This window comes from Mucilaginibacter sp. A5337, assembly GCF_059690695.1.
Genome location: NZ_JCAWEC010000001.1, coordinates 729,314 through 742,505 on the forward strand (window position 1 = coordinate 729,314; position 13,192 = coordinate 742,505).

9 protein-coding genes are annotated in these 13,192 nt (G+C 44.7%); 2 read left to right on the top strand and 7 right to left on the bottom strand.

The genetic code is table 11. The features are described 5' to 3' along the window. Positions 1–20 precede the first annotated feature (20 nt). The 3 genes from AC59JO_RS02980 to kduI all read right to left on the bottom strand — a co-directional run bounded on the left by AC59JO_RS02980 (position 21) and on the right by kduI (position 3,142). Positions 21–800, bottom strand: a complete 780-nt coding sequence (locus tag AC59JO_RS02980; RefSeq protein ID WP_497303323.1) for a DUF4350 domain-containing protein — start codon at positions 798–800, stop codon at positions 21–23. Between the two features lie 668 nt (positions 801–1,468). After that, positions 1,469–2,284 carry an SDR family oxidoreductase gene (locus tag AC59JO_RS02985; RefSeq protein ID WP_497303325.1) on the bottom strand — a complete coding sequence of 272 codons (816 nt, stop codon included), beginning with the start codon at positions 2,282–2,284 and terminating at the stop codon, positions 1,469–1,471. A gap of 27 nt (positions 2,285–2,311) precedes the next feature. Beyond that, positions 2,312–3,142 (bottom strand): 5-dehydro-4-deoxy-D-glucuronate isomerase, encoded by an 831-nt coding sequence (gene kduI / locus AC59JO_RS02990; RefSeq protein WP_497303326.1) that lies wholly within the window; start codon positions 3,140–3,142, stop codon positions 2,312–2,314. 268 nt (positions 3,143–3,410) lie between these two features. Between kduI and AC59JO_RS02995 the strand changes: the two genes are divergently transcribed. Continuing rightward, complete coding sequence (locus tag AC59JO_RS02995; RefSeq protein WP_497303328.1) at positions 3,411–4,025, top strand: NanQ anomerase/TabA/YiaL family protein; 615 nt, start codon at positions 3,411–3,413, stop codon at positions 4,023–4,025. Between the two features lie 379 nt (positions 4,026–4,404). On the opposite strand, the gene AC59JO_RS03000 is transcribed toward AC59JO_RS02995, so the two are convergent. Next, the gene (locus tag AC59JO_RS03000) at positions 4,405–4,923 is read right to left on the bottom strand and encodes a lipocalin family protein (RefSeq protein WP_497303330.1); all 519 of its coding nucleotides are present in this window, start codon (positions 4,921–4,923) and stop codon (positions 4,405–4,407) included. 111 nt (positions 4,924–5,034) lie between these two features. Between AC59JO_RS03000 and AC59JO_RS03005 the strand changes: the two genes are divergently transcribed. Then, a complete protein-coding gene (locus AC59JO_RS03005; RefSeq protein ID WP_497303332.1) occupies positions 5,035–5,838 on the top strand; it encodes an SDR family oxidoreductase in 804 nt (267 codons plus the stop codon). Positions 5,839–6,288: 450 nt separating this feature from the next. Here the strand turns inward: AC59JO_RS03005 and AC59JO_RS03010 are convergent, their stop codons facing one another. From AC59JO_RS03010 to AC59JO_RS03020, 3 genes are all read right to left on the bottom strand, one after another. Continuing rightward, complete coding sequence (locus AC59JO_RS03010; RefSeq protein WP_497303334.1) at positions 6,289–8,466, bottom strand: GH92 family glycosyl hydrolase; 2,178 nt, start codon at positions 8,464–8,466, stop codon at positions 6,289–6,291. 6 nt (positions 8,467–8,472) lie between these two features. Then, a complete protein-coding gene (locus AC59JO_RS03015) occupies positions 8,473–10,779 on the bottom strand; it encodes a glycoside hydrolase family 3 N-terminal domain-containing protein (RefSeq protein ID WP_497303336.1) in 2,307 nt (768 codons plus the stop codon). Positions 10,780–10,908: 129 nt separating this feature from the next. After that, positions 10,909–13,179 carry a beta-N-acetylhexosaminidase gene (locus AC59JO_RS03020; protein ID WP_497303338.1) on the bottom strand — a complete coding sequence of 757 codons (2,271 nt, stop codon included), beginning with the start codon at positions 13,177–13,179 and terminating at the stop codon, positions 10,909–10,911. Positions 13,180–13,192 lie beyond the last annotated feature (13 nt).

Below are 13,192 nucleotides of genomic sequence, written 5' to 3' on the forward strand. Positions count from 1 at the left end.
TTATATTAATAAGCGCTACGTTACTTCTTCGCCTGCTTTAATAGCCATTGCGCTACATCATTCACCGCCTTATCATTCTCATAGCCCGCAGGCAGCCTGCCGTTTACATATTCGTTGTAAAGCCACGGATCTCCAACGGCAATTACTGTTCCCTTACCATATTTGGCTGATGCAATAATGGTTGCACCTTCTTTGTTTTTAAGTACAGGTAAAGCAGTCCCGGTTAAGCCTATTGAACAGGCATCCTTCATAAAAACTTTGGTCGCTGTTTTTAGTACGGGGTTATTTTTTACATAGATGGCACCATCTTCAAAATGAGCATCATCAATTACGTGGTTTTGCAGATCATTATTAAAATGCATCCCGAATTTGGCAGCAAGATTGTTGAAATGCGGCAGCTCCACGTTAACACTGTCATTAGCCATCATCAGCAGTACACCGCCTTTTTTAACCCAGGCGGCAATCTGCTCAATATCCTCTTCCTGGATATAATTAGGGTTCGGGCTTTCCTTTTTGGTATCCGGATCAACTATGATATAAACAGATGATCCTTTCAGATTATCCAAAGTTGGTGCTGTCCCAAGCGTATCCAACTTAGCACCGCGACTTGTAAAAGCCTCGCCAAAGATCTTGAAACCGTTGTTATCTGTTTCATCCCAAAGGTAATGGAAGCGCTCCGGTTGTCCGTTTACGCCTTTATGTACTTCGTGATTGAAATAATAATCGAGGATTACGGTTTGGGCGTTTGCAGCAAAGCCAACAAGGGCGAACAGGGCGATAAGTGATGATCTTAGTTTCATAGTAGGTTTATTATTTGGTTAGCTTCTGGTCAATGTTATCACCACAGACTTAACTTTTCTATCTATTTTCCCGGTGTTCAGTTTTTTTAGGTGTAAACACTTGCACTTATTTTCAAAAAAAGAAACCCTGATAATCAACAAGTTAACTTTAGCAAAAATCACTCCCTTAGCAGAAATGAACGCATACACATTAATAATCAATAAGTTAACTTTTCGCAAGCTCAAAAACTGAACACCTTGTTTTTTGAAAAACTGAACACTTCTATCTGGGTTCAGTTTTGCAGCTTGTTCATGTTCCCTCAGGGTCTCTCGCAGAGGACCCTGAGGTTCACTGCGTTCTAAAAATACTCAGAACAGCGAATCAGCTTGGCGTATACATCAGGGTCCTCTGCGAGAGACCCTGATGGGACGTTACACATATGCATTGATAGTCAATAAGTTAACTTTTCGCAAACTCAAAAACTGAACACCTTGTTTTTTGAAAAATTGAACACTTGTGTTTGGGTTCAGTTTTGCACCTTGTGCTCAGTGTTATCACCGCAGGCTTAATAAAATCATGTCATTGCGAGCGATAGCGCGGCAATCGCATACTATACAGAGCGGCTATGCTTCCGTGCGATTGCTTCGTCGTTGCTCCTCGCAATGACATAACTAACGATATTTTATTCCTACACTCCTCCAAAAATCGAGAACCCGCCATCTACGCAGATCATCGAACCGGTTACAAATACGGAGGCATCGCTCAGCAACCATACCAATGCGCCTTTCAGCTCATCAGCATGCCCAAAGCGTTTAAATGGCGTTTGTTTGATCACCAGTTCGCCCCTTTGAGTGTAACCACCTTCAGGCTTGGTGAGCAGGTAACGGTTTTGCTCCGTAAGGAAAAAGCCAGGAGCCAATGCATTCATGCGGATACTATCGCCGTAGCGGTTAGCCAGCTCAACGGCAAACCATTGGTTATAGCAATCAACAGCAGCTTTGCCCATGTTATAACCTAACACTTTGGTTATGGCCCGTTTGCTGTTCATCGACGAAATATTAACAATGCTGCCTTTACCCGTTTTGGCAATAGCCTCGCCGAAAACCTGCGTAGGGATCAGTGTACCCCAAAGGTTCAAGTCCATCACTTTTTTCATCCCGTCGATACTCATTTTAAAAATGTCCTCGTCGGGCTGCAAAACGCCTTCGGGCATATTACCTCCGGCACCGTTCACCAGGCCATCTATCCTGCCAAAAGCAGCCAGTAATTTATCCTTGGCTGCTACCAGTTCGGCCTCGTTCATTACATCGGCAACCAGCGCTATGGCTTTACCGCCCGCGGCGTTTATTGCATTGGCGCGCTCTTCGGCCACTTGAGCATTACGGCCAAGGATGCCTACCGCACCGCCGGCTTCAACAATACCGTCAATAAATGCTTTTCCTAATATGCCTGTTCCGCCGGTTACTACAATTACTTTACCGGCTAATGAAAATTGATTATCCACTTATTTATGTTTTCTGTTGATGTATGATTATTTCAGATCAGTTATGGCTATCGCGTCCATATCGGTATAGTCGAGGTTTTCACCAGCCATACCCCAAATAAAGCTATAGTTTGACGTACCACTGCCCGAATGGATACTCCATGGCGGCGACACCACGGCATCATAATTATCCATGGTAATATGCCTTGTCTCCTGCCCCTCGCCCATATAATGGAAGATCTTTTGCCCCTGCGGCACATCGAAATAGAAATAAGCTTCCATACGCCTGTCGTGCACGTGCGCCGGCATGGTATTCCAAACACTACCTTCATGCAGTATGGTTAAACCCATCACCAGTTGGCAGCTCCGTACACCTTCCAGGTGGATATATTTATTGATGGTGCGTTTGTTTGCAGTAGCCACCGAACCCAGCTCAACTTTAACCGCATCGGCATGGGTAAGCAGGGTTGTTGGGTATACCGCATGCGCAGGTGATGATAGCAGGTAAAACACGGCAGGTACTGATGGATCAGCACTTTCAAAAGTCACGCTTTTAGTTCCTTTTCCAATATAGAGGCAGTCGAGCTTGTTCACTTCAAAAACTTGTTCATCGGCTTTTACCACGCCGGCTCCGGCCACGCTAATGATCCCGATCTCGCGGCGTTCTAAAAAATAATCGGCACGCAGATTTGGATAGTTTGGCAATTCGAGTATTTTATTTACCGGGTTGGCCATTCCAACAATCATCCTGTCGTAATGGGTATAGGTGCAATTGATCTCATCGGGCTGTACCTGTTTATCAATCAAAAATCGTTCGCGTATGGTGGTGGTATCGTAGCTTTTAAAATCCGAAGGGTGGACACTGTGTATTGTTTTCAAAGCAAATGTTATTTTATAATATACTGGTTAATAATTACAATTCTACAACCTTAAAAACGATTTCAAAAACCATTTAATCCTTATTTTCACTTCAACGTTATAGTTTATCTGCCGTACCTTAGCACTAATAAAAATCAAACTATAACGTTAAAGTAAATATTTAACGGTTAGTATATTGTTTTATTTATTTAAGCTTGTATAATTGAATACCTTAACCGCAGCAGTTGGCTGTGTTACCAATTCAATAACCCGATAAATAACTAAAACCATGAAACATTTAACAACTTATAAAAATATCATGTTGGTAATTCTTTTTTCGCTTACGGCTGCCGGTGCTTCGGCTCAACAGCAGGAGATCACTGCTAAAAGTGCTAAAGCCTGGGTTAAAGACCGTGTTTGGGCCAATGGTTTAAAACTAAAGTTAAACTCATCAACAAATAATGTTGAGTTTGCTAAACAATATGCTGCCAATAAAGCTGCCTGGGATAAAGCGTTTGAGTTTCTTCGCGAACGCAACCTTGAACAGATTGAACCGGGCAAATATCCCTTAGATGGCGATAATGTTTATGCCATGATAACCGAAGGCCCGTCAAAAGAGCCTGAACATGCCCTATGGGAATCGCATCAAAACTATATCGACCTGCAATATGTAATTAAAGGCAAAGAAAAGATTGGCGTAGCCCCTATTGAAAGCCTGATGATTACCAAACCTTACGATCCGGAAAAAGATTTTGCCAATTACAGCGGAGATGGTAAATACTTTACCGCCACGCCCGACGAGTTTTTCCTGTTTTTCCCAAGCGATGGTCACCGCCCTAACATGAAGGTTGATGGTTACGATAAAGTGAAGAAACTGGTTATTAAGATAAAGGAGATTAAGTAATACTCTTTTTATGTCATTGCGAGGAGCAGCAAGGGAAGATGAGCGTTGGAACGACGCGGCAATCTCGTAGCCAATGCATAATGGCTTTACATGTCTCATAAAATAGCTACGAGATTGCCACCCTATCACGTTATAATGACGTAATTGTAAGTCACTGATTAATAAGTGTATTTATTAATCAACATTATTGATATGGGCGTTACCTGCGGCCCGTGCTATCCGCTCATACTGCACAGGCATTAGCCACAAGGCCGGTATCCGCTCCTATCACTAACGCGGCCCCCGCACAACATCCCTAAAATATATTTTATACGTCATCACGATTTCCCCCAGGGATTCCTTGGCTGCTACTCGTATGACATCTTTTTTTGATATCTACCTACACCTGCACCGTCTTCACCAGCTTACGTACATCAAATCCCTGCCCTGCAGCCTGCACCACTAATTGATTATAAATCTGTTCATCCAACGTTGAACGGCGGCTCAAAATCCATAAATAGTTGCGGTTGGGGTGCCCCACCATAGCATAGCTGTAATCATCGGCCAGGGCTATGATCCAATATTTACCTTTAAACGGCCACTGAAACTGAACTTCCAATTTTGCATTGCTTGTTCTGTCGGCAACCACAGCGCGCCCTTCGGCAATTTTTATCTTATTTTCTTTGATACAACGATTTTTAGCTATGATGCTGCCGTCTTTGGCTAAACCATAGGCCGCAGAGGTAAAAGTGCATCCCGATTCAAACCATTGCGGGAAAGCCGCAATCTCAAACCAGGAGCCGACATATTTTTTCAAATCTACATAAGGAACAGTTTCTAGCGGCTTGCAGCGCGCAGCTTGTAAGGCCAAAGCTGTTAAACCTAATGCTACAGAGGTTGCAATGATCTCTTTCTTCATAAACCAATAACGCCCGTTACACCCAAAAAGTTTAAAACAAAAGCACATTACCGGCAACCAAACGCCATATCAATATTTAATTACCTTTGCGCCAAAGCATTATTTTATAACATGCCCGGTAAAACGAAGATCAGTATTTTAGGCTGCGGCTGGTACGGCAGCGCATTAGGTAAAGCATTAGTTGCCGATGGTATGCAGGTAAAGGGATCAACAACTTCTGCGGCTAAACTTAGCGACCTGGCCACGATGGGTATTGAGCCTTATATTGTAAACTTTTCGCCGGGAGAAGAAATATATAACGCTGATTTTTTTGATTGCGATGCTTTGTGGATAGCTATTCCTCCCAAAAGCCGTAGCGGTGAAGGGGCTGTTTTTATAGAGAAGGTTAAAGGCATTATCAATGTCATAAAACAGTTTGCTATACAAAATGTGGTATTCATCAGTTCCACAGGGGTTTATGCCGATAGCAATCAACATGTGAATGAAGAAACCGATCCTCAACCCAATACCGAAGCAGTCCGGGTATTATTCGAAGCAGAAAACCTTTTCCGTACCGAAAATAGCTTTAAAACAACCATTATCCGCTTTGCGGGATTGATCGGCCCCGATCGTAACCCGGGCAGGTTTTTCGCGGGCAAAAAGGCCATCCCCAATGGAGATGCGCCTGTGAACCTGATCCATTTGGATGACTGTATCGGCATCAGTAAAGCCATATTGGCTAAAAAAGCCTTCGGTTATCTATTTAATGGATGTTCACCTACGCATCCACTTAAGTCTGATTTTTATACACAGGCGGCCCTTGATTCGGGTTTTGAAAAACCGGAGTTTATTAAAGAGTTGAAGGAATGGAAGATTGTAGAGAGTGTGAATGTTGGGCTGATATTGGGTTATCAATACCAGGTTTTGTTGCAATAACGCAGGTTCAGGTATCTAAGCTTACGTACAATACAGCTTTTAAAATCCTCTCTCGAGAGCTATCGTGTGGACACATCTTTTTAATCTTATCATTGATAGAAAAAAATGTCATTTCGACGAGCCAAGAGTGGGGTTTGTGCGCCAGAGGTGAGGAGAAATCTTCTACGCCCTGCTTTTACAGTGTAGTTTTAGAGCCTGATGTAGAAGATTTCTCTTTCGCCCCATCACTTAATCCGCCGCTGCTCTATCGAAATGACAATTCTTTAAAGACGTGTCCACACAATAGGGCGCGGAGGAACGAGTGGTAGCAGGGGTGTGTTTCTGCTACAAGCCTTATCAAAGCAGAAACACACCTCTCCGCCCCTCTCAAGAGGGGAATCGCTCAAGTCCACACTTTTTTCATCTTAAGTTAACGGCCATAGTGTGGACGCTTGAACTTGCAATGTTTTTTTAATACACCGGCGCTTTCGCCTGATCCCCCATCAAAAACACCAGCTTCCCGCCGTTCATAATATCCTTGTGGGTAATATATTCTTTGGTATAAGGCTTACCATTCAGGCTGATACTTTGCACATATTTATTTTTTCCGGATAAGTTCTTGGCCTCAATCACAAAGCTTTTGCCGCCCGGCAAAGCAATGCTCACTTTATCCAGCAGGGGCGCGCCAAAAACATACCGCCCATCGGCAGGGTTAACCGGATAAAAGCCCATCGCCGTAAAAATATACCAGGCCGACATTTGGCCGCAATCATCATTGCCCGAAAGACCATCGGGTTTGTTCACATAAAACTGATCGGCTATCTGCCTTACCAGTTCCTGTGTTTTAGCCGGGTTACCGGCAAGTGTATACAAATAAACTACATGATGGTTGGGTTCATTGCCATGCGCGTACTGCCCTATCAACCCGGTAACATCAAGTGTTGAACCTTTGCCAAACACTTTCGAATCCATAGTAAACAATGAATCCAACTTGCCTGAAAACGCCTTCTTGCCACCCATCAATTTAATTAAACCCGGAATATCGTGCTGTACCTGCCACGTATATTGCCAGGCATTTCCTTCTGTATAATCGCCGCCTACAGCCAGCTGACCGCTGTCCAGGTTGGCAAAGGGTCTCACCCATTCGCCGTTTGATTTGCGGCCGCGCATGAGCCGGGTGCTTTTATCAAACAAGTTATTGTAAAACTGAGATCGTTTAATGAAATATTTATAATCACCTGGTTTGTTCAGCGCCTTGGCCAATTGAGCGGCACACCAATCGTCATAAGCCGCTTCCAAAGTGCGGGAAACGGCCTCGCGTGCTACGGTGTCTGATGGCAGATAGCCGTAATGCATGTACAGGCTCCAGTCGTACTTAGGGTTTTTATTTTGTGTGAGCGTATTCTTAATGGCCGCAAAAGCTTTTTGCTTGTCAAATCCTTTGATGCCTTTCAGGGCCGCATCCACAATTACGGGTACCGCGTGGTTACCGATCATGGCAAAGCTTTCCTTGCCCCACAGCGTCCAGATGGGGAGCATGCCGGCAACATCGTTATGCTGTAACATGCTCTCTACCATTTGTCCGTCCCTTTCAGGACAAATGATAGTGTATAGCGGATGGGCTGCCCGATAAGTATCCCATAAAGAAAACGTGGAGTAAAACACTTTATCAGCCGAGCGGTGCACCAGGCTATCAGCTCCACGGTATTGGCCGTCAACATCGGCAATATTATTTGGTTGGATCAGGGCGTGGTACAGGCTGGTATAAAAAGCTATCTTCTCCTTTTCTGTCCCTTGGGCTTTAAGTTTGCCGAGGTTGCTTTCCCAGGTTCGGGCAGCTTCGGCTTTTACCTGTTCAAAGGTTTTATGCTGTGTTTCGGCCAGCAGGTTTTTACGGGCTCCGGCAATGCTTACGCCCGAAATGCCGACTTTTGCTTCAACACCTTCACCGGATTTCAGGTCGAAATCCAGCACCAGGCGGCGTTTATTATCCCCATCAATAAAATGGTGACCGGTAAACGGTCGGTTAAATATAGCGGTGAAGTATACCTTTTTATCAACCCACTGACTTGTGAAAGCATAGCCGCTGATGGTTGTTTTGCTGTTGATGGTGATCTCCCCGTCAGATACATGTTCGGCCAGTTGTTCGGCGCTCTCCACCAGACCGCTTTGCATATCAACAAGCAGGTGGGCTTTACCTGCATTAGTAAAAGTATATCGGTGTAAACCGGTATGTGCCGAGGCCGTGAGTTGGGCCTTGATATTATTATCACTCAAAAACACCTCATAATAACCCGGTGAGGCTTTTTCCTGCTGATGAGAAAATTTGCTTTGAAACTTTTGAGGCTCTTTACCCTGAAATGGGAAGAACAACACATCGCCCAGGTCAACGCCGCCGGTACCGCTCAGATGGGTATGCGCAAAGCCGGTGATCACCGTATCTTCATAACGATAGCCCGAGCAATAATTCCAGCCGAAATTGCCGGTTTCGGGGCTGAGCTGTACCATGCCAAAGGGAACTGTAGCCCCCGGAAAAGTGTGGCCCGTTGCAGATGTGCCAATGAATGTGTTTATATATTTATTATACGATTGAGCATTAGCCTCTACACCCAAAATCGACACAAATAAAATGGCAATCAGCTTTCTCATGATCTGTTACTCTTTATATTCCAACGTTTTTTTAAGCACTACATCTTCGGCTGAACGCGCTATCATTACATCAAATGTACCGGGTTCGGTAACCAGCTTCATTTGGTTGTTCCAGATGGCAAGATCTTCAGGTTTTACCATAAATTTTACCGTTTGGATTTCGCCGGGTTTAAGACTGACTTTGTCAAAACCTTTGAGCGCCATCACCGGAGTGGTTACCGAATTGACTTTGTTACCGAGATACATCTGTACCACTTCCTTACCCGCCATATTACCGCTATTGGTAACATCTACCGAAACAGTTACCGCCTCGTTTTTACCGAAAGATATTGCCGAAAGCTGCATATTACTGTATTTAAACGTAGTATAACTTAAACCATAACCAAAAGGGAACAGCACATCGGGCGAAGAAAAAACATAGTCCTGCCCCGGTTTTTCGGGTGAGCCAGGATTATGGTAAAAACCTTTATTGGATGCTACATGATTATAAAAAACCGGGATATGCCCGGTCGACTGCGGGATAGACACCGTAAGCCTGCCCGATGGATTCACCTTCCCAAACAGGATATTGGCAATGGCGTTACCTCCCCTTTCTCCGGGGTACCATGCCTCCACAATAGCCGGGATATTTTCCTTTTCCCAACTGATGCTTTGCGGTCTGCCATGCACCAGCACCAGGATTACAGGCTTACCAGTTTTATAAACAGCCTGTAACAACTCCCGCTGTACGCCATCGGGATTAATGTCTGTAACATCATAACCCTCGCCGCAGGTAAATGGATCTTTAGGTTCGCTTTCGGGCGCGTGGCCATTCCAGCCTACACCAGAGAATACTACGCTGGTTGTGCCTAAAACTACCACCACAGCATCACTGTTCCTTGCTATTGCAACAGCTTCAGAAAAGCCGCTTTTGTCCGAACCGGAAAGCGCGCAACCTTTAGCGTAATTGATCTTCACTTTATTGCCAACCAATTGTTTAATGCCGTTAAGCACAGTTGTACCCGAACGACTATCGCGGGTTGAACTGTAATCGCCATATTGAACCTGGTTAGCATTAGGACCTATTACAGCGAGGGATTTCAGGTTGTTCATATTGAGCGGCAAAAGCTGTTTCTCGTTTTTGAGCAGAATGATGGATTCTTCGGCTATTTGTTGTGAAAGGGCGATATGCTCCGGGGTGTGCGCCCGTTTTTTTAGCACCGAAGTATCGGGCAGTGCTTTTTCAAACAAACCTGCTTTAAATTTTATGGTAAGGATGCGGGCAACGGCGCTATCAATTTGAGCTTCCTTTACTTTACCTGTTTTTACGAGACCGATGAGTTTATCGTACACATCCGGACTTGGCGCTTCGAGGTCAACCCCGGCGCTCAGACCGATGGGAGCTGCTCCTTCAGCATCCTTGGCAATATGGTGAAAAGTGTATAAATGTTTAAGGCCTTCATAATCGGAAAATACGTAGCCATCAAAACCCCATTCCTGCCTTAAAATGGTTTGCAATAGGAAATGATTGGCATGTGCGGGCACGCCGTCAATTTCATTGTAAGCAGGCATTACCGCATAAATATTTGCCTTTTGCACGGCATCCTTAAAAGGCGGCAAAAACATCGACCTTAACTCACGTTCACCTACCGATGCCGGGGCCAGGTTAATACCCGCTACCGGAATACTGTAAGCTGCAAAATGTTTGGCGGTGCACATTACTTTATCTTTACCTATGTCGTTTTTTGTTTGCGAAGGATCACCTTGCATACCGATCACAAATGAAGTACCCATCTTGCTCACGAGGAAGGGATCTTCAGCATAACACTCTTCATTCCGGCCATAACGCGGATCGCGGATGAGATCAAACAGCGGTGAAAGCGCCTGGTCAACTCCTGATGAGGATGCTTCATAAGCTATAACCGATCCCATTTTTTCGATCAGCGCCGGGTTCCAGGTGCTCCCCTGTGCTATCGCCTGCGGAAAAATGGTTGCACCTGCTGCCAGTTGCCCGTGCAGGCATTCGCCTATTTGTATGGGTGGGATCCCTAAGCGCGTTTTTTCTTTAGCATACTTTTTTGCGGCGATGGATAGCGTTGCAATATCGTTGATATTGGTAAAAGGGCTTTCACACACGCCATAAGCAACTGGGTTTTGCATGGAGCCCTTTAAGGAGTTCATGCTCATCTGGCCTACCTTTTCTTCCTGCGTCATGCGGCTTAGCAGGTCTTTTACCCGCTCAGCTATGGGTGCTTTAGGATCTTTATAAACCTGCGCGCCGGCCGTTTTTATTACAAAAGCAAACGCGATGAGTAAGCATAATTTCTTTTGCATAGGTGTAAAGATTTTCATTTTTCAATGTAGAGACGCATCACATGCGTCTACCCCATGCAAATCACAAGGGCAAACACAGTTTCTCGTCCTAAAGGAGACGCATGTGATGCGTCTCTACAAATTCCTTGCTTAATGCATCAAATAAAACTTAGGATAAAGCTTTTCCCCTCCCGCAATCTTCAATTCTATCAGGGTTTGGTTTTCGTTGGCTTTATCAGCAATGTAATGGCCCCTCAAAGCATATACGCCCTTTTTCAAGTGTAACAATGCTTTTTGCGGTTCAACATATGTATTCATCCCCATTTTTATCACCGGCACCTCATCCAAAAACAAAGCCGGACTAACCTCAAAACCTGTAGTTAGTTCATAATCCGCTTCCTTATCTATCTTAATAAAGCCTTTAATTTTCACCCAATTAATTAAGCCTTCGTTAACAGGTTTCACAGGAACTATCAGGTTTGTTTCACCCATTTCTGCCGGCTTTTCATCTTGCAGTTTGGCTATATCACGTTCCCCGGTTTTAAAAACCTCATAGGCCATGCCGGGTTTCAGCTTAGCTACTTTTTCGTGTGCAGGCTTGATACTCACACGCTTAATATTGGCTGTTTGGCGAATGTGCTGATCATTCAATGTCCAGGTGGTAAATGTTCTTAAGCCGATACTATCTTTTAAAGGTACATTGATATTTACCGGAAAAGGCACAGCCAGGCTATTATTATCCGGCATTTTGCCGTTTAGCGAGTAACGAACTGTAGCACCTTTCAATGGATAATTCAAAGTTAGTTTAAACCTGCTTTTATTGGTAATAACGTTATCAACCCCATCAATATCGGGCAGGCGGGCATTGAAATTCCATAGCTTAAATAAACCATACTGGTTTTTCATTTTCCAGCCGAAGCGTTCAATGTCCTTTTCACTTTTGGGGCTCCAGGTGAGTTCGGCTACGGCAAGGGCACGGGGATAAACCATGTATTGCAGGTGCTGCGCGTTAGGCACCTTTTCGTTCCAGATATTGCCTTGCGCACCTAAAATATATTCGGCCTCGGCATTGGTCAGTTCTTTTGATTGCGGTTCGTAGTTGTAAACCATTTGCCAGGTAACCGGCGGGTTCCAGCCTATGGGTTCCAGGTCTTCATTGGCTTGCGGGGCATCGAAATACATGTATGGTAAAGGTGTCATTACCACGTGGTGATGCATTTTGGCGGCTGCTATTCCACCGGCCTCTCCTTGCCAGCTCATTACCGTGGCCGATTCCGCAAGACCGCCCTGCAAGATCTCGTCCCAGCCTACCAGTCGCTTATTTTTCGAAAGCAGAAATTTTTCTATTCGTTTAATAAAATAACTCTGAACTTCTTTTTCACTTTTCAAGTGCTCACGTTTCATGAGGGCGACTGCGGTCGGGCTTTTCAGCCAGTCTACCATCTCCGCCTCATCACCACCAATATGAATGTATTGGTTCGGGAACAAGGCAATCACTTCAGTCAGCACATCCTCCATAAATTTGAAAGTGTACTCACTTGGGTCGAGCATTCGTACCCGATGTTTGGCTCCCGTCGAGTCCTGGCAGCCCAGCTGAGGATATGCAAAAATAGCAGCCTCGCTATGGCCCGGCATCTCAATTTCGGGCAGGATGGTTACAAACCTGTCCTGCGCGTATTTGATCACATCCCTTATCTCATCCTTGGTATAAAAACCATCGCGGCCATCATCAATCAGGTTGTCCAGCTTACGGAACTCACCCCGCTTGGCGTAATAACTGATCTTTGAACCCACTTCAGTTAGCCGGGGATATTTATCAATCTGGATACGCCAGCCTTCATCATCGGTTAAATGCCAGTGAAACGTATTAAGCTTATAATGTGCCATTACATCAATATACTTTTTCACCTCATCAACAGTAAAAAAATGACGGCTTACATCCAAACTTAACCCACGCCATCCAAAACGCGGCTGATCGGCAACAGTACATGCACTTATTTTCAACACCGGACTTTTATCGGCAGGCAACAATTGAATCAATGTTTGTACCCCGTAAAACACACCTGCTCCGTTACCGCTGATACTTACCGATGCCGGGGTGACATGCATGGTATAGGCACTCTCCGCGTTCGACCAAACATTATTTAACCTGATAGCCGTATTAGCCGGGATCTTATCAAAAACCTTCACCGTAGTTTGCAGCCCATAATTTTGATTAAGATAATCCTGCAGGTATTTACCTATCGGCTCGGTCTCTTTATTAACCCCAATCACAGCGTTCTTACTCAGGATAAAACTACCCTTGCCGCCTTTCAAGCTTACCGGCTGCGGGATAATATGAAACTGCGCCTTTACTGTTATTACTGATAAAAGCAGCGAGACGGATAGAATAATATATTTTGACGATAGTATTTTCTTCATTTCAGGAGATAAT